Raw genomic sequence first — 23,381 nt, 5'->3', positions numbered from 1 at the left:
CTTGGCCACTTCTCGCCACCAGAAGTGGATATCGACGGTTCCGGTTCCGTTTCCGGCCGACTCCCCTCCCCCGCCGTCTACTTCTTGAGCAGCCCCTTCGTCTCCAGATACTCCTTGGCGACGTCCTCCGGCTTCGCCCGCTCGGCGTCCACCTTGCGGTTGAGTTCGGCGAGATCCGCTGTGGTCAGCACCTTGGTGATGCCGTCGAGCGCGGCGGCGATCTCCGGAGAACCGGCGTCCTTGGCGTTGACCACCGGCAGCACGTTGTCGGCGTTCTGCAGGTTCTTGTCGTCGGTGAGGAACACGAGGCCGTATCCGTCGATCGTGGCGTCCGTGGTGGTCGTCAGGACCAGCTGGTCCACCCCGTCCTTGACCGCCTGCTTGGCCTGCGGCGTCCCGACGCCCTTGGGGTCGATCCCGGCCACGTCGATGCCGTACGTCTTCTTCAGACCGGGCGCGCAGAAGGGACGCACCGCGCATTCGTCACCGGCGGCGATCTTGACCTTCAGCTTCGCCCGGCCGAGATCGGAAAGGGTCGTCAGCTTGTTCTTCTCGGCGAATTCCTTCGTCACCGCGAAGGCGTTCTGATCGACCGCCTCTCCGTGCGCGAGCACCTTCAGACCGCGCGGTTCGGCGAGCTTCCGCAGCGCGTCGACGGTGGCCGTCGCGTCGCCCGAGGCGACCGGCTTGTCCTGGGGCGCCTTCGGGCCGTTCACCTTCGCGTTGAGGAATTCGGCGATCGTCGCCGCGTATTCCGGGACGACGTCGATCTCGCCCTTCTCCAGCGAGGGTTCGTACAGCTCGCGATTCTTCACCGTGGTGATGGACACGGAGTATCCGGCGTCCCGCAGCGACTGCGCGTACAGCTCGGCAAGGACCTTGGCCTCGGTGAACGCCGCCGCGCCGACCACCAGAGAGCCCTTCTCCCCGCCACCGGAGGCGCCGGAGCTGCCGGATTCCTTCTTCTTGCCTTCCTCCAGGCTGTCCCCGCCGCACGCGGCGAGGGCGGCGGTCAGCACCGCCGCACCCAGCAGCGCGCCCGCGATACGCGAGACCCTGTTCACGAGATCACCCATCCCAGTCAGCGTTCACCATGTCGTCTGTGTCGGTCGAAAAGCCGGTCCACGCCCACCAGGACGCCCTCCACCAGGAGGGCGAGCAGGGCCACCAGCACGGCGCCCGCGACGACCCGCGCGGTGTCGTACGTCGCGAAGCCGGCCGTGATGATCCGGCCCAGGCCGCCCTGTCCGACCATCGCGGCGACCGTCGCCGTGGCGACGACCTGCACCGCGGCCGAGCGGACCCCGGTCATCACCACCGGCCGGGCCAGCGGGAGTTCCACCCGCAGGAAGACCTGACCGCCCGTCATTCCCATGCCCCGCGCGGCCCGCACGGCGGCCCGGTCGACCTCCCGCACCCCCACGTACGCGTTGGTGAGGAGCGGGGGTATCGCGAACAGCACCAGGGCCACCACCGTCGGGACGTACCCGGCGTTCCGCAGGGGGGAGACCATGAACAGCGCGAGCACCGCGAAGACGGGGATCGCCCGCCCCACGTTGGACACGTTCACCGCGAGCGCCCCGCCCCGGCCGAGGTGGCCGAGCCACAGACCCAGCGGCAGCGCGAGCGCCGCGGCGATCAGCAACGCCGCCCCGCTCACGTACACGTGCTCCGCGAGCCGCTGCCCGACGCCGTCCTCGCCCGTCCAGTGCGCCCCGGTGGCGAGCCAGCCCCAGGCGTCCGTCACGATGCCCATCTCACCCGCCTCCCGGCGCGGTCCGTATGCGGGTCCAGGGCGTGAGCAGCCGCTGGAGACCCAGGAGCAGCAGGTCGGCGACGACGGCGAGCAGCACGCACAGCACCGAGGCGGCGAGCATCTGTGCCTTGAAGAAGGTCGGCAGCGCGTCCTCGATGAGATTGCCGAGGCCGCCGCGGCCGACGACCGAGCCGATCGTCGTCAGCGCGATCGTGGAGACCGTCGCCATCCGCACGCCGGCCATCAGCACGGGCAGCGCCAGCGGCAGTTCGACCTGCCAGAGCATCCGCAGCGAGCCGTACCCCATGCCGCGGGCGGCCTCGCGCGTCTCGGCCGGCACGGCGGCGAGCCCCGCCAGCGTGTTCCGCACGAGGATCGTCAGCGCGTAGAGCACGAGGCCGGTCACGACGAGCGCGGCCGAAAGACCGAAGAAGGGCAGCAGCAGCGAGAACATCGCGAGCGACGGCACCGTGTACAGCAGGGTGGTCAGACCGAGGACCGGACCGGCGAACCGGGGCCGGGCGCGGACGAGCAGGGCGAGCGGCACCGCGACGGCGAGCGCGATCAGCACCGACACGACCGTGATTCCCACATGCTGGAGCAGCGCGTCCGTCAACTCCTCGCGGCGCGTGCGCAGATACTCACCGCATATCCAGTCGTTCGTGACCAGACAGTTCGGCGCGCCCATCGTCCCTCCCCCCGGTTCGTCCGCCTTCCCGAACGCTTGTGTGACGACCCTAACCCCCGCCACCGACAATCCCCGAGACCCGCCACAATGCGGCAACACGCCCTTCACACACCCCCGGCGTCCAGGGGCCAGAATGGGGAACCATGATCCGGTTCGAGCACGTGACCAAGCGGTACGACGACGGCACCACGGCCGTCGACGACCTCTCCTTCGAGGTCGCCGAGGGCGAGCTCGTCACCCTTGTCGGCCCGTCCGGCTGCGGCAAGACGACCACGATGATGATGGTCAACCGGCTCGTCGAACCGACCTCGGGCCGCGTCCTCGTCGACGGCGAGGACATCGCCGGCGTCGACCCCGTCGCCCTGCGCCGCAAGATCGGCTACGTCATCCAGCAGGTCGGACTCTTCCCCCACCGCACGGTCCTCGACAACACCGCGACCGTCCCCTCCCTCCTCGGCTGGAAGAAGGCCGCCGCACGCGCGCGTGCCGCCGAACTCCTCGACCTGGTCGGCCTCGACCCGGCCGTCCACGGCCCCCGCTACCCCGCCCAGCTCTCCGGCGGGCAGCGCCAACGGGTCGGCGTCGCGCGCGCCCTCGCCGCCGATCCGCCCGTCCTCCTCATGGACGAGCCCTTCGGCGCCGTCGACCCGGTCGTCCGCGAGCGCCTCCAGAACGAGTTCCTCGCGCTGCAGGCCACCGTCCGCAAGACCGTCCTCCTCGTCACCCACGACATCGAGGAGGCCGTCCGCATGGGCGACCGCATGGCCGTCTACGGGCAGGGGCGCATCGAGCAGTTCGACACGCCCGCCACCGTCCTCGGCTCCCCCGCCACCCCCTACGTCGCGGACTTCGTCGGCAGCGACCGGGGCCTCAAGCGGCTCGCGGTCACCCCCGTCACCGAGGCCGACCTCGACCCCGCGACCGGCCCCGGCGAGCACGACGGCGCCCCCGCCCCCGTACCCCTCGGAACCTCCCTCAAGGACGCCCTCGCCGTGCTCCTCCAGCACGACACCGGCCGCCTCACCGTCACCGGCGACGACGGCCGGCCGCTCGGCGTCCTCACCCCGGCCGGCGTCCACCGCGCCCTGCGCCGGGCCTCGACACCCGAAAGGCCTTAGGGCCTGTCTGACAGTTCGGACCCGACGGGAATGGTCAGACAGGCCCTAGTCCGCGCTGAGCTTCCCGGACAGCCAGACCAGGCCCGGCGGGATCTCCCGGTTCCAGGTGTTGAAGTTGTGGCCGCCGCTCTCCAGCACGATCGACGAGACCTCCGCCGGGCTCTTCACCTTCCTGACGAACTCCCGCGTGGCCTTCAGGTTGCCCTCGCCCTTCTTCGACGTCGTCACCAGGAACGAGGTGTTCCCCGCCTTCCCGTGGTCCAGGCTCCACAGCAGGTCGCCCCGCTTGCGCAGCGCGTCGTCCCCGTGGAACAGGTCCCCGGTGGTGACGTCCTCCGCCGCCCGGTAGTACGCGGAGAGGCCCGCCCCGGCCGCGTACCGGTCCGGGTGGTGGAGGGCGATCTTCAGCGCGCAGTAGCCACCCGTCGAGCTGCCCATGAAGCCCCAGTTCCGCGGCTTCGTCCCCACCCGGTACGTCTCCGAGACCGCCTTCGGCAGGTCGTCGGCGAAGAAGGTCTCCACCTGCGGGCCCCCGGGGACGTCCACGCACTCGGTGTCCCGCGGCGGGGCGACCGTCGGCCGCAGCATCACCAGGATCATCGGCTGCATCCGCCCCTCCTTCGCCTGGAGGTACGCCGTCCGGGGGTACTTGAGGCCCTTGATCAGGTTCTCGGCCGTCCCCGGGTACCCCGTGAGCACCACGGCCGCCGGGAACTTCCGCTTGGCGTACCGCGCCTGGAAGTACTCCGGCGGCAGGTACACATAGGCCGGCGAGGCGATCCCCGACCGCGCGCCCGCCACCACGACCTTCTGGATCTGCCCGCCGACCGAGGGACGGCCGCCGCCCGGCACGTCGACGGCCTGCGTCCCCACCACCCGTACGTGCTTCGAGCCGGCCGCGTGGTCGACGACCACCCCCATCTCCTGCTCCTGCCCCAGCAGGTCGGCCCACGAGCCGTAGAACAGGAAGGAACGGTTCGCCGCGAGACCCACCACCGCGAACAGGGCCACCTGGGTCACGAGCAGCATCCCCACCCGGCCCGTGACCGCCCGCCAGCCGCGCCGCGCGAGCCGCGGCCACAACAGGATCGTGGCGAAGAACAGCACCAGGGCCAGCACCACGGCCAGCACGAGGACTTTGTCGCTGGTGAGACCCATGAGACGACCGAGCCTTCTTTCCGAGATTTTCCTGTGGACGAATGAACCCGGCCCCGCGCGCCGCCGTCATAGAAGGCGCACCAGCCGGAACGGCCCGCCGAACGCGCCGCAGGGCCCGACCGGAGTCAAAGACCCTGCGCAGGACCACGGGAAGTACGGGAAGCCATGTCTGTCACGGTAGATGGGGACAAATCGGGATTGGTTCCGGTTAGGGTGCGGCGGATTCTCCGCGGCCCCCGCCCCGAGAGGGTCCCGGCCCTCGTCGGCACCGCCTGCACCCTGATCGGCCTCATCGACATCGCCGCCGGGGTCTTCCCCCGCTTCCGCGTCAGCCGCATGCACGCGGTCGCCGAAGTCCTCCCCGGCACGCTCGGCCCCCTGTCCGCCGCCCTCTCCCTGAGCGCCGGCGTCCTCCTCCTGCTCCTCGCCCACGGACTCAAGCGGAACAAGCGCCGCGCCTGGCGCGCCGCCGTCGTCCTCCTCCCCCTCGGAGCGGCCGCCCAGTTCGTCTGGCGCCACTCGGTCCTCGGCGCGCTGCTCTCCCTGGCCCTCCTGACCCTCCTGGTACGCCACCGGAGCGAATTCGCCGCCCTCCCCGACCCCCGCAGCCGCTGGCGGGCGCTCGCCAACTTCGTCGTCATGGGCGCCGGCTCGATCGCCCTCGGCCTCGTCATCGTCAGCGCCCACCCCCGCCGCGTCATCGGCAGCCCCAGCCTCGCCGACCGCCTCGAACACGTCCTGTACGGACTCCTCGGCATCGAAGGCCCCGTCGCCTACTCCAAGGGCGTCGACTGGACCGTCGGCTACTCCCTCGGCGCCCTCGGCATGCTCACCGCCCTCACCACCATCTACCTGGCCTTCCGCCCCGAGCACCCCGCCGCCCGCCTCACCGACGACGACGAGACCCGGCTGCGCGCCCTGCTCGCCCAGCACGGCGGCCGCGACTCCCTCGGCCACTTCGCGCTCCGCCGCGACAAGGGCGTCGTCTTCTCCCCCAGCGGCAAGGCCGCCGTCTGCTACCGCGTCGTCTCCGGCGTCATGCTCGCCAGCGGCGACCCGATCGGCGACGTCGAGGCCTGGCCCGGCGCCATCGAACGCTTCATGGACGAGGCCAAGGCCCACTCCTGGACCCCCGCCGTCATGGGCTGCTCCGAGACCGGCGGCCAGGTCTGGACCCGCGAGACCGGCCTCGACGCCCTCGAACTCGGCGACGAGGCGGTCGTCGACGTCGCGGATTTCTCCCTCTCCGGCCGGGCCATGCGCAACGTCCGCCAGATGGTCAAGCGCATCGAACGCAACGGCTACACCACCCAGGTCCGCCGCGTCCGTGACCTCGACGACGAAGAACTCGAACGCGTCCGCCGCGCCGCCACCGACTGGCGCGGCACCGACACCGAGCGCGGCTTCTCCATGGCCCTCGGCCGCATCGGCGCCCCCGGCGACGGCGACGCCGTCATAGCGACCGCGCACAAGAAGGACGACACCGACGCCCCGGACTCGCCCTACGGCGACCTCAAGGCGATCATCCACTTCGTGCCCTGGGGCCCCGACGGCATGTCCCTCGAACTCATGCGCCGCGACCGCTCCGCCGACCCCGGCATGAACGAGCTCCTCATCGTCGCCGCCCTCCAGGCCTCCCCCGGCCTCGGCATCGCGCGCGTGTCCCTCAACTTCGCCATGTTCCGCGCCGCCCTCGCCCGCGGCGAGAAGATCGGCGCCGGACCCGTCCTGCGGATCTGGCGCGGACTCCTCGTCTTCCTCTCCCGCTGGTTCCAGATCGAGTCCCTGTACAAGTTCAACGCCAAGTTCCGGCCACGCTGGGAACCCCGCTTCGTCGTCTACCGCAAGAGCCGCGACCTCCCCCGCATCGGCCTCGCCGCCATGCAGGCCGAAGGCTTCGTGAACCTCGCCCTGCCCCGCCCCTTCCCCCGCAGGCGCCCCGCCCCGGCCCCCCGCCCCTGCGCCCACATCGTCCCCGCCCAGACGGCCGACCGAGAGGTCCGCGCGGCCTGATATCACCCCTGGGCCCTAGGCTGGACACATGAGTACGACGATCGACCGGGGCACGGCCCGCGGACTGCCGGAGTGGGACCGCTGCGCGGTCATGGGCGTGGTCAACGTGACCCCCGACTCCTTCTCCGACGGCGGCCGCTGGTTCGACACCACGGCCGCCGTCAAGCACGGCCTCGACCTGGTCGCCGAGGGCGCCGACCTCGTCGACGTCGGCGGCGAGTCCACCCGCCCCGGCGCCACCCGCGTCGACGAGGAGGAGGAGCTCCGCCGCGTCGTCCCCGTCGTCCGCGGCCTCGCCGCCGAAGGCGTCACCGTCTCCGTCGACACCATGCGCGCCAGCGTCGCCGCCCGCGCCGTCCAGGCCGGCGCCGTCCTCGTCAACGACGTCAGCGGCGGCCTCGCCGACCCCGGCATGGTCTCCGCCGTCGCCGCCGCCGAGGTCCCCTTCGTCGTCATGCACTGGCGCGGCTTCAGCGACAACATGAACAGCCTCGCCGTGTACGACGACGTCGTCGGCGAGGTCGTCGCCGAACTCCGCACCCGAATGGACGCCGTCGTCGACGGCGGCATCGCCCCCGAACGGATCGTCATCGACCCCGGCCTCGGCTTCGCCAAGCTCGCCCCCCACGACCTGGCCCTCGTCGCCCACCTCCCCGAGCTCCGCGCCCTCGGCCGCCCCCTCCTCGTCGCCGCCTCCCGCAAGCGGTTCCTCGGCCACGTCCTCACCCGCGAGGGCTCCGCCCCACCGCCCGCCCGCGAGCGCGACGCCGCCACCGCCGCCGTCTCCGCCATCGCCGCCCACGCGGGCGCGTGGGCCGTCCGCGTCCACGAGGTACGGGCCACCGCGGACGCCGTACGGGTCGCCAGAGCCGTCGAGGGAGCCGCGTGAGCCGCACGGACCGCGGGGCCGACGAGGTCGCCGTGGAAGCCGCCAACACCGCCTTCTACGAGGCCATGGAGACCGGCGACTTCGAGCGCCTCTCCGCGCTCTGGCTCGACGACGGGGCCACCCCCGTCACCTGCGTCCACCCCGGCTGGCCCGTCCTCACCGGCCGCGCCGAGGTGCTCCGCTCGTACGCCCTGATCATGGCGAACACCGAGTACATCCAGTTCTTCCTCACCGACCTGCGGATCTCCCTCGCCGACGACACCGCCCTGGTCACCTGCACCGAGAACATCCTCAGTGGCGGCCCCGCCGAGGACGGCGCCGAACTCGGCCCCCTCGTCGGCCAGCTCGTCGTCGCCACCAATGTGTTCCGCCGCACACCCGCGGGCTGGCGGATCTGGTCCCACCACGCCTCCCCCGTCCTCGGCGACACCGAGGAGACGGGCGGCCCCGAGGACGGCCCCGAGGCTTCGAATCCGCCCGTCTGACCCTCCCCCGGCCCCCCAAGGGCAAGCGCTGTCGGTCCCCGCAGGTAGATTCGAAGTGGACACCCGGCCGTCCGCACCCGGCTGCGTGGCCACCCGAACTACGACAGCAGGAGTGATTCGCGTGGATCGTGTCGCGCTGCGAGGCCTCAAGGCCCGGGGCCACCACGGCGTCTTCCCCAAGGAGCGCGAGGAGGGCCAGACCTTCATCGTGGACCTGGTCCTCGGCCTGGACACCCGCCCGGCGGCCGCCGAGGACGACCTCACGAAGACCGTGCACTACGGGATCGTCGCCGAAGAGGTCGTCGACGTCGTCCAGGGCGAGCCCGTCGACCTCATCGAGACCCTCGCCGAGCGCATCGCCCAGCAGTGCCTCAGCCATGCCGGGGTACAAGAGGTGGAAGTCGTCGTCCACAAGCCGGACGCCCCCATCACCGTGCCCTTCGACGACGTGACCATCACGATCACCCGGAGCCGACGATGAAGCCGACGCAGAGCGACCCCACCGTCCAGCCCGTACCCGCGTCCGTCGTCGAGACCGTCGACGCCGCCGACACGACCCTGTCCAACCCCCGCTGGGCCGTCCTCGCCCTCGGCGCCAACCTCGGCAACCGCCTGGAGACCCTCCAGGGCGCCGTCGACGCCCTCGGAGACACCCCCGGCCTCCGGGTCAAGGCCGTCTCCCCGGTCTACGAGACGGCCCCCTGGGGCGTCGAGCCCGGCAGCCAGCCCTCCTACCTCAACGCCGTCCTGCTCGTGAAGACGACGCTGCCGCCCTCCTCCCTCCTGGAGCGGGCCCACGCCGTCGAGGAGGCCTTCCACCGCGTCCGCGAGGAGCGCTGGGGCGCCCGGACCATCGACGTCGACATCGTCGCGTACGCCGACGTGGTCTCCGAGGACCCCGTCCTCACCCTCCCGCACCCCCGCGCGCACCAGCGCGCCTTCGTCCTCGCCCCCTGGCACGACGTCGACCCCGAAGCCCTCATCCCCGGCCACGGCCCGGTGGCCGACCTCCTCGCCGCCCTCGGCCACGAGGGCGTCACTCCCCGTGCCGACCTGGAACTCCGTCTCCCGGAGTAGTCGTTACGCTCGTGGCAGACCGCCCGCGCGACGACACGAAGGACATCCGGTGAAACAACTGCGGCTGAAGGTGCTCACCGGACTGTTCCTCGTGGCCGGCATCCTCTCCTGGGGTGCCGCCCGGCTCTGGGACGCGGTCGGCACCCTCCCCAGCGTGCCGATCGCCGCGCCCATCGTCCTCGCCGTGATCGCCGTCGTCCTCACGGCGACGGCCCTCTCCATCCGCGCCCGCCTCAAGGCCCAGCGCGACCGACGGCCCGGCGCCAAGGGCGTCGAGCCGCTGATGGCGGCCCGCGCGGTGGTCTTCGGCCAGGCGAGCGCCCTGGTCGCCGCCCTCGTCGCCGGCATGTACGGCGGCACGGGCGTCTTCCTCCTGGGCTCCCTCGACATCCCCGCCCGCCGCGACCAGGCCCTCTACGCGGCCTTCTCGGTCGCGGCGGGCATCGCCGTCATCGCCGCCGCCCTCTTCCTGGAGCGCGTCTGCAAACTCCCGGAGGACGACGACAAGAACCAGGCCCCGGCGGCCTAGCTCCCTACCAGGGCTCCCGCGCGAGGTGCCCGTTCACCAGGAAGGTGGGGTGCGGGGCCAGCCGATAGCTGTAGAAGGTGAAGGGCTTGGTGCCGAGAGCGGGGCGGGGCCGGACTTCCCGGACCTTGATCCAGGAGGACTCGGGAGGGTCCAGGGGGTGGTGCTCGGGGGTGTAAGTACCTCGGGCGGCCCAGCCGTCCGTCACGTAGAGCAGGGAACGCAGCCCTCGCTTCGAGGGTGTGAACCGGGCTCCGATGATCTGCGCCAACTCTTCGAGAAACGGTACGTTCGCACTGACGACGTGGCGGCCTCCTCGGCCTTTGGCGCGGCAACCGTCCCCCTCGATGTACCCGTCGAGGAATCCGTCGAAGGTGTCGATGTCCCGCAGAACCACACGCGGAAACGCCTGCCGCAAGTGGTGGGCGTCCCCACCCGCGTAGTACCGCAGGGCGTCGGAGAGGTACGAGGAGACCACCCGTACGCGGAAGCCGGGCAGGACTCGCTGCAGATAGCCCGACGGTCGAGTCACCGCCTCAAGACGCGCGGGAAGTCCTGTGCATGCTGTGAGCGCGGTGGCGTACCGGGCCGCGAATCGCTCCTCGTTCACGACCAGCGACACATAGTTCTTGCCCACTGTGCCATCGGCACACGTGGCACCGATGAAGTAGCCGAACTCGTACCCGGGCCTGATCACCAGCCTCTCGCGGCACAGCTTCCGCGTATGCGTCCAGGCGACCGTCTTCCCCGCCGTGTCCGCCGCGTGCATCCACCCGCCCGGCGTCGCCAACAGCAGATCCGGACTGGCGGTGAAGGTCAAGTGGTCCGTGACCACATCGACGGCGGCACGCGCCTTTACCGCCCATACGTCCACGACCACGGTCTGCACCGTCCGGTCTCCGTCAAGCGTCCACAGCGCGCTGCCCGGAGCAACGTTCTTCGCCTGGACGCAGCCGTCCACCAGGTTCACCAGCATCTTGCTGGTCGGCCCGTACCCCATACCGATCCCCCTTGATCAGCGAGCAACTCCACTGGTCGGGGACGGTATGAGGTAAGGCAGACAAACCACCACTAACGGGCGAATATCAGGGACATGGCCTCAGCGCGCGTAGTAGCGTCACGAAGTTGACCACGCACCGCCGAAGTCACCGTCTTCGCGCCCGGCTTGCGGACTCCACGTAGCGCCATGCACATGTGCTCCGCCTCGATGACGACGATGGCGCCACGCGCGTCCAGGATCTCCACGAGCGAGTCCGCGACCTGGGTCGTCAGACGCTCCTGAACCTGCGGGCGCCGGGCGAAGACCTCCACCAGGCGGGCGAGCTTCGACAGCCCGGTAATCTTGCCCGATTCCGCAGGAATGTACCCAATGTGGGCTACGCCATGGAATGGGAGCAAATGATGCTCACATTGGGACACCAGTTCGATATCTTTCACCAGGACCATCTCGTCGTGCCCCAGATCGAACGTCGTCGTGAGGACGTCCTCGGGCTTCTGCCACAGACCGGCAAAAAGCTCCCTGTACGCCCGCGCCACCCGCGCCGGCGTCTCCCGCAGGCCCTCGCGGTCCGGGTCCTCACCGACCGCGATGAGGAGCTCCCGTACCGCGTTCTCGGCGCGCTTCTCGTCGAACTCGCCGATCCTGCCCTCACCGTCCAGCGTCACCGGGTCGGTCATCCTGTGCCTCGTTCCGTCTGCATGTGTGCGCGAAAAAGAGCCGCGCCCCCACAGGCTAGAACCTGTGGGGGCGCGGCATCCATTCCGGGGGTCCCGGGGCGATCAGTCCTCGGGGTTGTCCACGGGGGCGATGTCGATGCCCTTGGTGGTGTCGACCGCCGGGGTCGCCGTGCCGTTCGCGCTGTTCGTCAGGGCGAGCTCCTTGGGGGAGAGCACCGGCGGACGCGTGGACGGGGTGCGGCGGCTGGAGCCGGTCCAGGCCGGGCGGGCCGGGCGCTTGACGATGGGGGCGAAGATCTCGGCGATCTCCTCCTTGCCCAGCGTCTCCTTCTCCAGGAGGGCGAGGACCAGGTTGTCGAGGACGTCGCGGTTCTCGACGAGGATCTCCCAGGCCTCGTTGTGCGCGGTCTCGATGAGCTTCTTGACCTCTTCGTCGACCAGCGCCGCGACCTCTTCCGAGTAGTCGCGCTGGTGCGCCATCTCACGGCCGAGGAAGGGCTCGGTGTTGTCGCCGCCGAACTTGATGGCGCCGAGCCGCTCGGTCATGCCGTACTGCGTGACCATCGCGCGGGCCGTGCCCGTGGCCTTCTCGATGTCGTTCGCGGCGCCCGTGGTCGGGTCGTGGAAGACGAGCTCCTCGGCCGCGCGCCCGCCCAGCATGTACGCCAGCTGGTCGAGCATCTCGTTGCGCGTGGTCGAGTACTTGTCCTCTTCGGGGAGCACCATCGTGTAGCCCAGGGCGCGGCCGCGGGACAGGATGGTGATCTTGTGGACGGGGTCGGCGTTGGGCGAGGCCGCCGCGACCAGGGCGTGGCCGCCCTCGTGGTACGCGGTGATCTTCTTCTCCTTGTCCGACATGATCCGGGTCCGCTTCTGCGGGCCCGCGACCACACGGTCGATCGCCTCGTCCAGAGCCTTGTTGTCGATCAGCTTCTGGTCGCCGCGAGCGGTGAGGAGCGCCGCCTCGTTGAGCACGTTGGAGAGGTCCGCGCCGGTGAAGCCGGGCGTGCGGCGGGCCACGGCGCCGAGGTCGACGTCCGGGGCGACCGGCTTGCCCTTCTGGTGGACCTTGAGGATCTCCAGACGGCCCTGCATGTCCGGGCGGTCGACGGCGATCTGCCGGTCGAAGCGGCCGGGGCGCAGGAGCGCCGGGTCGAGGATGTCGGGGCGGTTGGTCGCCGCGATCAGGATGACTCCGCCCTTGACGTCGAAGCCGTCCATCTCGACGAGGAGCTGGTTGAGGGTCTGCTCGCGCTCGTCGTGACCGCCGCCGAGACCGGCGCCGCGGTGGCGTCCGACGGCGTCGATCTCGTCGACGAACACGATCGCCGGAGCGTTGGCCTTGGCCTGCTCGAAGAGGTCGCGGACCCGGGAGGCGCCGACGCCGACGAACATCTCGACGAAGTCGGAGCCGGAGATCGAGTAGAAGGGCACCCCGGCCTCGCCGGCGACGGCGCGCGCGAGGAGCGTCTTGCCGGTTCCGGGCGGGCCGTAGAGCAGGACGCCCTTGGGGATCTTGGCGCCGACCGCCTGGAACTTCGCGGGCTCCTGGAGGAACTCCTTGATCTCGTGGAGTTCCTCGACGGCCTCGTCCGAGCCGGCGACGTCGGCGAACGTGGTCTTCGGCGTGTCCTTGGTGATGAGCTTCGCCTTGGACTTGCCGAACTGCATGACGCGGGAGCCGCCGCCCTGCATCTGGTTCATCAGGAAGAGGAAGACGACCACGATGAGGACGAAGGGGAGGAGCGAGAGCAGGATCGAGACGAAGGGCGACTGCTTCGTCGGGGAGACGGTGTAGCCCTTCTCGATCTGTCCGGCCTCGAACTTCTCCTGGAGCTTGTCGGCGAGGTCCGCGCCCTGGCTGCCGATGTAGCTGGCCTGGACCTTGTCGCTCTTGTTGATCTTCTGACCGTCGATGAGATCGATCTTGATGATCTGCTCGTCACCGGTGGTGAGCTTTGCCTGCTTGACCTGGTTCTTGTCGATCGCCTGGACGACCTGGCCGGTGTCCACCGTCTTGTAGCCCTCGGACGAGCCGACGACCTGCATCAGCACGACCACGGCGAGGACGGCCAGCACGATCCACATGACCGGCCCACGGAAGTATCGCTTCACGTCCATCCATACGGAGCGAGTACGCCCCGTCCCTCCTGCCCGTAGGAAAATGCTGCTGTGAGAGCTGCTGTGTGAAAAAGCTGTTCTTCGGACGGTACCTCAGCATCGTCGCCCGCGACCGCCTTCCCGTGGTTCAACGGAGGGAAGGCGGTGCGGGTTCCCCGAAGGGCCGAGGTGTCAGCCGCCGTAGACGTGCGGGGCGAGCGTGCCGACGAACGGAAGATTCCGGTACTTCTCGGCGTAGTCGAGGCCGTAGCCGACGACGAACTCGTTGGGGATGTCGAAGCCGATCCACTTGACGTCGATGGCGACCTTCGCGGCCTCCGGCTTGCGCAGGAGGGTGCACACCTCCAGGGAGGCGGGCTCGCGGGAGCCGAGGTTCGACAGCAGCCAGGACAGGGTCAGGCCGGAGTCGATGATGTCCTCGACGATCAGGACGTGCTTGCCCTTGATGTCGGTGTCGAGGTCCTTGAGGATGCGGACGACGCCCGAGGACTGGGTGCCGGCGCCGTACGAGGAGACGGCCATCCAGTCCATCGTGACGGGGGTGGAAAGGGCGCGAGCCAGATCCGCCATCACCATCACCGCGCCCTTGAGGACGCCGACGATGAGCAGGTCCTTGCCCGCGTATTCCGCGTCGATCTTCGCGGCCAGCTCTGCCAGCTTGGCGTCGATCTCTTCCTTGGTGATGAGCACCGACTGGAGGTCGGTGCCCATGTCCTTCTCGTTCACCCGGGTCACTTTCGTTGCAGCGTGCGTCAGCCTTGCCGGATGACCAGTCTGCCACCCTGGCGGCGTGCTTCGACGCGGCCGGGCAGGTTGATGGCGCCCTGGCCGCGCCAGCCGGTGATGAGCCGGTCGACTTCTTCGATGTGGCGGGCGAAGAGGGAGCCGGCCGGGGCGCCCTCGGCGATGACGGCGCGGCGCAGGACGCGGCGGCGTACGGCGGGGGGCAGCCCGAAGAGCTTGGCGCATTCGAGGGTGCCCGCCTCGTCGCGTACGGCGGTCTCGGCGTCGGCGGCCCAGGTGTCGAGGGCGTCGGCGTCGTCGCGGGAGAGCTGGGCCGTTCGGGCGAGGGCTTCGACGACGCCCTTGCCGAGGGCCTTCTCCAGTGCGGGGAGCCCCTCGTGGCGGAGCCGGGAGCGGGTGTAGGCGGGGTCGGTGTTGTGCGGGTCGTCCCAGACGGCGAGTTCCTGTGCGATGCAGGCCTTGCGGACGGTCTGGCGGTCGAGCTGGAGGAACGGGCGCCGGTAGCGGCCGGAGGTGCCGGAGACGGCGGCCATGCCGGAGAGGGAGCGGATCCCGGAGCCGCGGGCGAGGCCGAGGAGGACGGTCTCGGCCTGGTCGTCGCGGGTGTGGCCGAGGAGGATCGCGGCGGCGCCGTGGCGCTCGGCGGCGGCGTCCAGGGCGGCGTACCGGGCGTCGCGGGCGGCGGCCTCGGGGCCGCCTTCGCGGCCGACGGTGACCGTGACGGACTCGACGGGGGCGAGGCCGAGGGCGGTCATGCGTCCGACGACCTCGGCGGCCCGGGTGTCGGAGCCGTCCTGGAGGCCGTGGTCGACGGTGACGCCGCCGGCGCGCACGGGAAGTTTGCGGGCCTCGAAGGCGAGGGCGGAGGCGAGCGCCATGGAGTCGGCGCCTCCGGAGCAGGCGACGAGCACCAGCGGTTCGTCGTCGGTGGTGTGGTCGGTGAGGACGTCGTGGAGTACGCGGCGGACCGCCAGGCGTATCGCCGCGACCGCAGGATGGGGACCCATGTCCGGTGCCCTTCGTGATGGGGGTGGGGTGCCTCGGTCGGAGTCTTAACGGTCGGAAAGGGGGGTTCGGTCACTCAGAGTGCGTCGATGGTGACAGAAACCCGGCCGTTACCCGAGCATTGCACGCCCCACCCCGTGCCCAGGGTCCCTCGGATGGGTGATTGGCGGGGTGTTCTCCTGTGTTCCTGTGCCAGGTGCCGCACCCGTCTCAGGAGTCTGCCTTACGGTGCACCCTCGCGATCCACTCGGCGGGTGCCGCGATCTCGGTCTTGGTGGGGAGCGTGTTGGGCGAGGTCCACACGCGGTTGAAGCCGTCCATGCCGACCTGGTCGACGACGGCGCGGACGAAGCGCTCGCCGTCGCGGTACTGCCGGAGCTTGGCGTCGAGGCCGAGGAGCCTGCGCAGCGCGAGGTCGAGCCGGGAGGCGCCGCGCGCGCGCCGGGCCTGGAACTTCTCGCGGATCTCGGCGACGGAGGGGACCACCTGGGGGCCGACGCCGTCCATGACGTAGTCGGCGTGTCCTTCGAGGAGCGACATGACGGCGGTGAGGCGGCCGAGGATCTCGCGCTGCTCGGGGGTCTGGACCAGTTCGACGAGGGACGGGGAGGGTTCGCCCTCCTCTCCCTCGGGGCGGCCGCCGGCGAGGGTCTGGGCGGCTTCGCGGAGGCGTTCGACGACGGTGCCGGGGTCGACGTCGGTGGCGGCGAGAAACGACTGGATTTCGCCCTGGAGATGGTCACGCAGCCAGGGGACGGCGGTGAACTGGGTGCGGTGGGTCTCCTCGTGGAGGCACACCCAGAGCCGGAAGTCGTGCGGGGACACGTCGAGCTCGCGCTCGACGTGGACGATGTTGGGGGCGACGAGGAGGAGGCGTCCGCCGCCGTTCGCCCCGGCGGGGAGGTCGCGGGTGGCGGGGGCGAAGGTCTCGTACTGGCCGAGGATGCGGGAGGCCAGGAAGGACAGCAGCATCCCCAGTTCGACGCCGGTGACCTTGCCGCCGACGGCGCCGAGCACGGTGCTGCCGGCGCTGCCGGCCCGGCGCTCCTGCATCTTGCCGAGCAGCGGGGTGAGCAGCTCGCGGAAGCCGGCGACGTTGGCCTTGATCCAGCCCGCGCGGTCGACGACGAGGACGGGTGTGTCGTGGGGCTCGACGCCCTCGGGGATCATCCGGGTGTAGGCGCGGACGTGCTCTTCGGAGGCCTTGGCGTGCCTGCGGAGTTCGGCGACGACCTCACGGGCCTCGTCGCGACTGACTTCGGGTCCGGGCCGCACGAGGCGGGTCGCGGTCGCGACCGCGAGGTTCCAGTCGACCATCCCGGATGTGCCTGCGCCACCGATGCTCGTCATGCGTCAACCGTACGGGCTCGACGCCTGTTCGGTGAGGGTTCGAAGGGGGGCGTGTGCGGTCACTTCCGGCCCGCGAGGGCGGCGGAGAGCCGGTCGAGCGCGGGCTGTGCCTCGGACGCCGAGGGGGTGCGGCCGGCGAGAAAGGCGAAGGCGAGGAGGCGTCCGTCGGCGGTGACGACGGTGCCGGCGAGCGTGTTGACGCCGGTGAGGGTTCCGGTCTTGGCGCGGACGAGTCCGGCGCCCGCGGTGGCGGGGGCGGTGTCGAAGCGGCCGGCGAGGGTGCCGGTGAAGCCGCCGACGGGCAGTCCGGTGAGGAGGGGGCGCAGGGCCGGGTGGGCCGGGTCGGCCGCGCGGGTGAGGAGTCCGGTGAGGAGGGCGGCGGAGACGCGGTCGCGGCGGTCGAGTCCGCTGCCGTCGGCGAAGCGGGCGCCGGCGAGGGGGACGCCGAGCCGTCCGAGTTCGTCGCGCACGGCCTTCTCGGCGCCCTGGAAACTGGCGGGCTGCCGGCGGGCGAGCGCGGTCTGCCGGGCGAGTGCCTCGGCGAGGTCGTTGTCGCTGTGGGTGAGGGTCCGCTCGACGAGGTCGGCGAGGGGGGCGGAGTACGTGCGGGCGAGGGGGGCGCCTTGGGGCGTGCGGCCGGGCGCGGGGTCGCCGGTGACCTTGATCCCGGCCCGGGTGAGGAGCTCCGCGAAGGCGGTGGCGGTGTCGCGGGCCGGGTCGGCGCTGCGGGGGGCGGTGCCGCTCTCGCTGTCGTCGAGGCGTCCTTCGCGGGTCATGAGGGCGACGACGGGGGCGATGTTCTCGTTGGGGCCGATGGGATGCAGGGCCGGGCCCCGGTAGAGGCTCGTGTCGTAGGCGAGGCGTACGGAGGTGTGGCCGCGTCCCTTGAGGGCGCGGGCGGTGTCCGCGGCGAGGGCCCCCAGGCGGGCCGGGTCGAGCGTGGGGTCGCCGCCGCCGGTGAGGGTGACGGCCTTGCCGTCGGGGGCGGCGGTGACGGTGGTGGCGATCCGGTGGTCGGGGCCGAGGGCGGAGAGCGCGGCGGCGGCGGTGGCGATCTTGACGGTGGACGCGGGGGTCATGGGGGTGCCGGGGCCCTCGCCGTAGAGCTGTCTCCCGGTGGCGGTGTCGACGACGGAGGCGGTACGGAGCGGGCCGAGGCCGGGGTCGGCGAGCAGCGGGACCAGGACGGCGGCGAGGTCGGCGGGGCGTCCGGCGGGCGCGGCGGGCGCGGGCGCGCGCAGGGCGGTGAGGACGCCGGGGGCGCTGGGTGCGGGCGCGGGGCGGCGGGGTGCGGCGGGCGCCGGGGGCGGGGCGTGACGCGTGCCACCCGCGGTGGGGGCGGCGGCGCGGGCCCGCTCGGCCGTACGCTGGCCTCCGTCCCACGGTCCTGCCGCGGTCACCGCGACGGCGGCCAGGACGAGACCGAGGGCGGCGGAGCCCGCCGTGAGCTGCCACGTCCTCGGCTCCGGCATTGCTGACCAGCCCCTTTCGCGATCACACACGTGCGTGAGGGACACTTAATCACCGCGCGTCGTCGCGAGCATTCACTTGTGTTGATTCAGGAGGAGCCACCCGTGGAGTTCGACGTTCTCATCGAGATCCCGAAGGGATCGCGGAACAAGTACGAGGTCGACCACGAGACCGGTCGCATCCGTCTGGACCGTCGCCTCTTCACGTCGACGGCCTACCCGACCGACTACGGCTACGTCGAGAACACCCTCGGTGAGGACGGCGACCCGCTGGACGCGCTCGTCATCCTCGACGAGCCCACGTTCCCGGGCTGCCTGATCAAGTGCCGCGCCATCGGCATGTTCCGCATGACGGACGAGGCCGGCGGCGACGACAAGCTGCTGTGCGTCCCGGCGACGGACCCGCGCATGGAGCACCTGCGCGACATCCACCACGTGGCGGAGTTCGACCGCCTGGAGATCCAGCACTTCTTCGAGGTCTACAAGGACCTGGAGCCGGGCAAGTCCGTCGAGGGCGCCGACTGGGTCGGCCGCGCCGAGGCCGAGGCCGAGATCGAGAAGTCGTACGCGCGCGCCAAGGAGCAGGGCGGCCACTGAGCCCCGTGTCCTTCGGGCCGTGTGAAGGCGGTGCACCTCTTGGGGTGCACCGCCTTTCGCGCGTCCGTCACACCTTCATACTGGAATCCAGGATTCCCCGGGGATGAGGCGGAGAGCGTGGTGGCGGAGCCGGAGGACGGTGCTCCTGAGGACCGGAAACCGCAGTCGGACGAGGCGCGGAGCGCGTTCGTCCCGCCGGCGGGGGTGGAGCAGCCCGCGCCGCCCGAGGAGGAGCACCCGACCTCCGAGTTCTCCCTCCCGCCGGGTCTGACGCCGGAGCCGCCGCAGGAGCCGGAGGGCTCGGCGTTCGCGCCGCCCGCCACGTACTCGGCCAAGGACTCGCCGCCCGCGTTCACCCCGGCGTACGGCATTCCGCTGGTGCGGCTCTCGCAGGACGCGCCGTGGCAGGACCGGATGCGGACCATGCTGCGGCTGCCGGTGGGCGAGCGGCCGGTGCCGGAGGCGCCGCGCAAGGAGGACGAGGCGGGGCCCTCGGTGCCGCGCGTGCTCGACCTGACCCTGCGCATCGGCGAGCTGCTGCTCGCGGGCGGTGAGGGCGCGGAGGACGTCGAGGCGGCGATGTTCGCGATCTGCCGGTCGTACGGCCTGGACCGGGTCGAGCCGACGGTCACGTTCACCCTGCTGGCGGTCACCTACCAGCCCTCGCTGGTGGACGACCCGATCACGGCCAATCGGACGGTACGCCGCCGGGGCACCGACTACACCCGACTCGCGGCCGTCTACCAGCTGCTCGCGGACATCAACGCGCAGGCGCACGAGGTGACGCCCGAGGAGGCGTACCGGCGGCTCGCGGAGATCCGGCGCAACCGGCACCCGTACCCGGGCTGGGTGCTGACGGCGGCGGCGGGCGTCCTGGCCGGTGCGGCCTCGGTGCTCCTCGGCGGCGGCCCGACGGTCTTCTTCGTGGCGGCGCTCGGCGCGGTCCTCGGCGACCGGCTGGCGTGGCTGTTCGCGGGGCGCGGGATGCCGGAGTTCTACCAGTTCCTGGTGGCCGCGATGCCGCCGGCGGCGATGGGGGTGCTCCTGACGCTGCTGCACGCGGACCTGCGTCCGTCCGCGGTGATCACCGGTGGCCTGTTCGCGCTGATCCCGGGGCGGGCGCTCGTCGCGGCCGTCCAGGACGGTCTGACCGGCTTCTACATCACGGCCTCGGCCCGGCTCCTGGAGGTCGCGTACTTCTTCGTCGCGATCGTGGTGGGCGTGCTGTCGGTGCTCTACATCGCGGTGCAGTTCGACGCGCAGCTGAACCCGGAGGGGGCGCTGCGGGCGGTGGAGCGTCCGGTGACGCAGACCCTGGCGTCGATGGTGCTGTGCGCGACCTTCGCGATCCTGTTGCAGCAGTCGCGGTCGACGGTGCTGTTCGCGACGCTGAACGGCGGGGTGGCCTGGGTGATCTACGCGTCGATCGCGGTCACCGCCGACGGCTCGGCGGTGATGGCGACGGCGGTGGCGGCCGGTCTGGTCGGCCTCTTCGGGCAGCTGATCGCCCGCTATCACCACACCTCGTCGCTGCCGTACGTGACGGCGGCGATCGGGCCGCTGCTGCCCGGTTCGGCGACGTATTTCGGGGTGCTGGCGATCGCCCAGCACAACCTGGACCAGGGCTTCGCCTCGCTCGCGAAGGCGGCGGCGCTCGCCCTGGCGATCGCCATCGGCGTGAACCTGGGGAGCGAGCTGGCCCGCCTCTTCATGCAGGCCCCGGGCGCGGCGGCGGCGCGGCGCGCGGCGAAGCGCACCCGCGGTTTCTAGGAGGTTCCACGCCGCGGGCCCGGCCTGCGGGCTTCCCCGCCGATGTCCCGGCCTGCGGGCTTCCCCGCCGCGGTCCGGGCCCGCGGGCTTCCCCCCGCCACGGTCCCGGCCCGATCCGGCAGGACGGCCCCGGCGTCGGGTCCTACCGCTTGGCGTGGCGGCCGCGGGGGGCCTGGGGGTTCGGGGTGCCGGGGGCGTCGTGGTCGCTGTGCGGCGGGTTCTTCCTGGACTGGGAGCGGGCCCGGAGGAGCTCGATCACGACCGGGATCACGGAGATCAGGACGATCCCGACGAGGATCATCTCGATGTGCTTGTGGACGAACTCGACCTTGCCGAGGGAGGCGCCGAGCAGGGTCACGCCCGCGCCCCACAGCAGGCCGCCGATGACGTTGAACGTGATGAACGAGCGGTAGTTCATCTTGCTGACGCCGGCGATGATCGGTGTGAACGTCCGGACGATCGGGACGAAGCGGGCCAGGATCAGGGACTTCGGGCCGTGCTTCTCGAAGAACTCGTGCGCCTTCTCGACGTTCTCCTGCTTGAAGAGCTTGGAGTCGGGGCGCTTGAAGAGGGCCGGTCCGACCTTGCGGCCGAAGAGATAGCCGACCTGGTCGCCGATGACGGCGGCGGCCACCACCAGGGTGCACACGAGCCAGAGCGGGGTGTCCAGCTTGCCGGTGGTGACCAGCAGGCCCGTGGTGAAGAGCAGCGAGTCTCCGGGCAGGAAGAACCCGATGAGAAGGCCGGACTCGGCGAAGACGATGACCAGGACACCGATCAGACCAAAGGTCCCGATCAGATAGTCCGGGTCCAGCCAGCTCGGTCCGAGGGCAAGCGTGTTCACGGGTTCCGGGCTCCTGCGGTCGGTGGGGCTTGGGGACGGCTGGCCCCAAGCTATCAACGCGGGCCGGAGGCGCCCGGTTCCACCCGGCTCCCACGGGATGCGCGCGCGGCCCTCCGGCCCGAGGCTTGGGGGTCAGGAGGTGCATGCCGATGGGCATCGACGAGTACGGAGGCGGCCAGGGGCCGCACCCCGAGGTGCTGGTCGTGACGACGAACGACGTGCCGGGCTACCAGGTCAGGCAGGTGATCGGTGAGGTCTTCGGGCTCACCGTCCGCTCCCGCCACCTGGGCAGCCAGATCGGCGCGGGTCTGAAGTCGATGATCGGCGGTGAGCTGAAGGGCCTGACGAAGACCCTCGTGGAGACCCGGAACCAGGCGATGGAACGCCTGGTGGAGCAGGCGAAGGCACGCGGCGCGAACGCCGTGCTGATGTTCCGCTTCGACGTGACGGAAGCGGCGGACGTCGGCACGGAGGTGTGCGCGTACGGCACGGCGGTGGTGATCGAGCCGCGCACCTGAGGCTCGTCGTAACGGCGGCGCCCCGCCGTGCTGCGGCCGACCGGCGAGAGCAGGCCGATCGCGTCGTAGTGGTGCAGGGTGCGCAGCGTGACCCCGGCGAAGCCGGCCACCCGTCCCACGGAGCAGCCCATCGGCCCTCCGCCCCTTCTCTGTCGGTACGCCGTCCGGCCTGGGTCCTGACGCGACGTGAGGTGCAAGCCCCGGCAGGCGCGTTGCCCCCGGGGCCCCGCGGCCGCGCCACTGCCCCGCTCGGGGTGTTATGTCGCTTTTGCTCCCCTATGGTGGGGCGGTGGCCACCGATCATGCTCCGCCTCCCCCGGAGGCGTCCGCCCGCGCCCTGCTCCCGCTGATCCTTCCCGCCCTCATCGTCGGTGTCGGGGCGAGCCTGCTGTTCCTCGGCGTCAGCACCCTCGCCGAGGAGTTCGAGCACGTCCTCTGGAACGACCTGCCGGACGCGCTCGGCATCGGCGACTACTCCTCGCTCTGGATCATCACCGTGCTCACGACGACGGGCATCGTCGTGGGCCTCATCGTGTGGAAGACCCCCGGACACGCCGGACCGGACCCCGCCGAGGGCGGGCTGGGCGGGCCGGCCCAGCCCCCGGGCGTGGTGCCGAGCCTGCTGCTCGCGACCTTCTTCGTGCTGGCCGGCGGCGTCAGCCTCGGCCCCGAGTTCCCGATCATCGCCTCCAACATCGCCCTCTTCTACTGGCTCGGCCGCAAGGCCGCGCCCGCCGTGCCGGGGGCGGCCTGGATCGCGCTCGCCTCCGCCGCCACCATCGGCGCCCTCTTCGGCACGCCGGTGGCCGCCGCCCTCGTGCTCTCCGAGGCCCTCACCCACCAGCCGGGCCCCGGCTCCCTCTGGGACCGGCTCTTCGCCCCGCTGGTCGCCGCCGGCACGGGAGCGCTGACCACCCAGCTCATCTCCGAGCCCAGCTTCGACGTCGGCCTCCCGCCACTGACCGACCCCGGCTACGGCGACCTCCTCGCGGCGATGGTGATCGCCTCCCTCGCGGCCGTCCTCGGCCTCGTCGCCGGCTACCTCTTCCCCTACGTCCACACGGCCTTCCGGCGGCTGAAGCACCCCCTGGTGATGCTCCCGGTCGGCGGCCTCGCCCTCGGCCTGCTGGGCGTGCTCGGCGGGCAGCTGACCCTCTTCAAGGGGCTGACCGAGACCAAGGAGCTCACCGCCTCCGTCGGCAGCTGGTCCTCGGGCGAACTGATGAAGCTGGCCCTGGTCAAGGTCCTCGCCCTGCTCGTCGCCTCCTCCTGCGGCTTCCCGGGAGGCCGGATCTTCCCCGCCGTCTTCATCGGCACCGCCTTCGGCCTGTCCGCCCAGGCCCTCGTCCCCGAGGTCCACCCGGCCGTCGCCGTCTCCGCCGCCGTCCTCGGCATCCTGCTCGCCACCACCCGGCAGGGCTGGATCAGCCTCTTCACCGGCGCCGCCCTCGCCTCCTCCCCCGCGATACTCGCCGTGCTCTGCCTCGCCTCCCTCCCGGCCTGGCTGATCGTCACCGGCCGCCCCATGCTCGAACTCGACCACGAGGGCCACTCCCTGCGCTGACTCCCGGCCCGG

Annotated in this window: 23 protein-coding genes and 1 pseudogene; 11 read left to right on the top strand and 13 right to left on the bottom strand. The window is 71.4% G+C overall.

Annotated features, from left to right (window positions below; translation table 11 throughout):
• Positions 1–77 precede the first annotated feature (77 nt).
• From ABTY59_RS10255 to ABTY59_RS10245, 3 genes are read right to left on the bottom strand one after another with little or no spacing between them, the layout of a single operon-like run.
• Positions 78–1,076, bottom strand: coding sequence for an ABC transporter substrate-binding protein (locus tag ABTY59_RS10255; RefSeq protein WP_352018443.1), 999 nt, complete (start codon positions 1,074–1,076; stop codon positions 78–80).
• A 5-nt stretch (positions 1,077–1,081) separates the two neighbouring features.
• The gene (locus tag ABTY59_RS10250; protein ID WP_352018442.1) at positions 1,082–1,756 is read right to left on the bottom strand and encodes an ABC transporter permease; all 675 of its coding nucleotides are present in this window, start codon (positions 1,754–1,756) and stop codon (positions 1,082–1,084) included.
• A 1-nt stretch (position 1,757) separates the two neighbouring features.
• Positions 1,758–2,444: an ABC transporter permease gene (locus ABTY59_RS10245; protein ID WP_352018441.1), complete on the bottom strand. Its 687-nt coding sequence runs from the start codon at positions 2,442–2,444 to the stop codon at positions 1,758–1,760.
• A gap of 143 nt (positions 2,445–2,587) precedes the next feature.
• On the opposite strand from ABTY59_RS10245, the gene ABTY59_RS10240 reads away from it, so the two are divergent.
• Positions 2,588–3,562 (top strand): ABC transporter ATP-binding protein, encoded by a 975-nt coding sequence (locus ABTY59_RS10240; protein WP_352018440.1) that lies wholly within the window; start codon positions 2,588–2,590, stop codon positions 3,560–3,562.
• 45 nt (positions 3,563–3,607) lie between these two features.
• Here the strand turns inward: ABTY59_RS10240 and ABTY59_RS10235 are convergent, their stop codons facing one another.
• Positions 3,608–4,720 (bottom strand): alpha/beta hydrolase, encoded by a 1,113-nt coding sequence (locus ABTY59_RS10235; RefSeq protein WP_352018439.1) that lies wholly within the window; start codon positions 4,718–4,720, stop codon positions 3,608–3,610.
• A 165-nt stretch (positions 4,721–4,885) separates the two neighbouring features.
• Between ABTY59_RS10235 and ABTY59_RS10230 the strand changes: the two genes are divergently transcribed.
• The 6 genes from ABTY59_RS10230 (at position 4,886) to ABTY59_RS10205 (ending at position 9,713) form a co-directional block, all read left to right on the top strand.
• Positions 4,886–6,733 carry a phosphatidylglycerol lysyltransferase domain-containing protein gene (locus tag ABTY59_RS10230; protein ID WP_352018438.1) on the top strand — a complete coding sequence of 616 codons (1,848 nt, stop codon included), beginning with the start codon at positions 4,886–4,888 and terminating at the stop codon, positions 6,731–6,733.
• A gap of 28 nt (positions 6,734–6,761) precedes the next feature.
• Complete coding sequence (gene folP, locus ABTY59_RS10225; RefSeq protein ID WP_352018437.1) at positions 6,762–7,622, top strand: dihydropteroate synthase; 861 nt, start codon at positions 6,762–6,764, stop codon at positions 7,620–7,622.
• Positions 7,623–7,687: 65 nt separating this feature from the next.
• A complete protein-coding gene (locus ABTY59_RS10220) occupies positions 7,688–8,107 on the top strand; it encodes a nuclear transport factor 2 family protein (RefSeq protein ID WP_403538519.1) in 420 nt (139 codons plus the stop codon).
• Between the two features lie 121 nt (positions 8,108–8,228).
• On the top strand, positions 8,229–8,588 hold the full coding sequence (gene folB, locus ABTY59_RS10215) for a dihydroneopterin aldolase (protein ID WP_116160313.1): 360 nt from the start codon (positions 8,229–8,231) through the stop codon (positions 8,586–8,588).
• Entirely contained in the window at positions 8,585–9,184 is a 600-nt protein-coding gene (gene folK / locus ABTY59_RS10210; protein ID WP_352018435.1) for a 2-amino-4-hydroxy-6-hydroxymethyldihydropteridine diphosphokinase, read from the top strand. Before folB ends, folK begins: the two co-directional genes overlap by 4 nt.
• A gap of 49 nt (positions 9,185–9,233) precedes the next feature.
• Positions 9,234–9,713: a DUF3180 domain-containing protein gene (locus tag ABTY59_RS10205; RefSeq protein WP_352018434.1), complete on the top strand. Its 480-nt coding sequence runs from the start codon at positions 9,234–9,236 to the stop codon at positions 9,711–9,713.
• Between the two features lie 4 nt (positions 9,714–9,717).
• On the opposite strand, the gene ABTY59_RS10200 is transcribed toward ABTY59_RS10205, so the two are convergent.
• The 7 genes from ABTY59_RS10200 to dacB form a co-directional block, all read right to left on the bottom strand.
• Positions 9,718–10,686, bottom strand: coding sequence for a hypothetical protein (locus ABTY59_RS10200; protein ID WP_352018433.1), 969 nt, complete (start codon positions 10,684–10,686; stop codon positions 9,718–9,720).
• A gap of 95 nt (positions 10,687–10,781) precedes the next feature.
• On the bottom strand, positions 10,782–11,387 hold the full coding sequence (gene folE / locus ABTY59_RS10195; protein ID WP_352018432.1) for a GTP cyclohydrolase I FolE: 606 nt from the start codon (positions 11,385–11,387) through the stop codon (positions 10,782–10,784).
• Between the two features lie 102 nt (positions 11,388–11,489).
• Positions 11,490–13,508, bottom strand: coding sequence for an ATP-dependent zinc metalloprotease FtsH (ftsH, locus tag ABTY59_RS10190; protein ID WP_352018431.1), 2,019 nt, complete (start codon positions 13,506–13,508; stop codon positions 11,490–11,492).
• A gap of 171 nt (positions 13,509–13,679) precedes the next feature.
• Complete coding sequence (hpt, locus tag ABTY59_RS10185) at positions 13,680–14,219, bottom strand: hypoxanthine phosphoribosyltransferase (RefSeq protein ID WP_030219931.1); 540 nt, start codon at positions 14,217–14,219, stop codon at positions 13,680–13,682.
• Between the two features lie 41 nt (positions 14,220–14,260).
• Complete coding sequence (gene tilS / locus ABTY59_RS10180; protein ID WP_352018430.1) at positions 14,261–15,259, bottom strand: tRNA lysidine(34) synthetase TilS; 999 nt, start codon at positions 15,257–15,259, stop codon at positions 14,261–14,263.
• Positions 15,260–15,467: 208 nt separating this feature from the next.
• A complete protein-coding gene (locus tag ABTY59_RS10175; protein WP_352018429.1) occupies positions 15,468–16,607 on the bottom strand; it encodes an Rv3626c family coenzyme F420 biosynthesis-associated protein in 1,140 nt (379 codons plus the stop codon).
• 59 nt (positions 16,608–16,666) lie between these two features.
• The gene (gene dacB / locus ABTY59_RS10170) at positions 16,667–18,079 is read right to left on the bottom strand and encodes a D-alanyl-D-alanine carboxypeptidase/D-alanyl-D-alanine endopeptidase (protein WP_352018428.1); all 1,413 of its coding nucleotides are present in this window, start codon (positions 18,077–18,079) and stop codon (positions 16,667–16,669) included.
• A gap of 102 nt (positions 18,080–18,181) precedes the next feature.
• Here dacB and ABTY59_RS10165 point away from each other — a divergent pair, with 102 nt between their 5' ends.
• Positions 18,182–18,673 carry an inorganic diphosphatase gene (locus ABTY59_RS10165; protein WP_015034462.1) on the top strand — a complete coding sequence of 164 codons (492 nt, stop codon included), beginning with the start codon at positions 18,182–18,184 and terminating at the stop codon, positions 18,671–18,673.
• 117 nt (positions 18,674–18,790) lie between these two features.
• Positions 18,791–20,443, top strand: a complete 1,653-nt coding sequence (locus ABTY59_RS10160) for a threonine/serine exporter family protein (protein ID WP_352018427.1) — start codon at positions 18,791–18,793, stop codon at positions 20,441–20,443.
• Positions 20,444–20,585: 142 nt separating this feature from the next.
• On the opposite strand, the gene ABTY59_RS10155 is transcribed toward ABTY59_RS10160, so the two are convergent.
• Entirely contained in the window at positions 20,586–21,287 is a 702-nt protein-coding gene (locus ABTY59_RS10155; protein ID WP_352018426.1) for a DedA family protein, read from the bottom strand.
• A gap of 149 nt (positions 21,288–21,436) precedes the next feature.
• On the opposite strand from ABTY59_RS10155, the gene ABTY59_RS10150 reads away from it, so the two are divergent.
• Complete coding sequence (locus ABTY59_RS10150; RefSeq protein WP_352018519.1) at positions 21,437–21,805, top strand: YbjQ family protein; 369 nt, start codon at positions 21,437–21,439, stop codon at positions 21,803–21,805.
• A 2-nt stretch (positions 21,806–21,807) separates the two neighbouring features.
• Here the strand turns inward: ABTY59_RS10150 and ABTY59_RS10145 are convergent.
• Positions 21,808–22,002 (bottom strand): annotated as a pseudogene (locus tag ABTY59_RS10145) (MerR family DNA-binding transcriptional regulator); the annotation flags it as partial.
• Positions 22,003–22,094: 92 nt separating this feature from the next.
• Here ABTY59_RS10145 and ABTY59_RS10140 point away from each other — a divergent pair.
• A complete protein-coding gene (locus ABTY59_RS10140; RefSeq protein ID WP_352018425.1) occupies positions 22,095–23,369 on the top strand; it encodes an ion channel protein in 1,275 nt (424 codons plus the stop codon).
• The last annotated feature ends 12 nt before the right edge of the window (positions 23,370–23,381 follow it).

It is taken from the genome of Streptomyces sp. NPDC096079, from assembly GCF_040303145.1.
Classification (GTDB): Bacteria; Actinomycetota; Actinomycetes; order Streptomycetales; family Streptomycetaceae; genus Streptomyces.
Note: the sequence above shows the minus strand (reverse complement) of the source record. Positions and strands in the feature narration are given on the sequence as shown.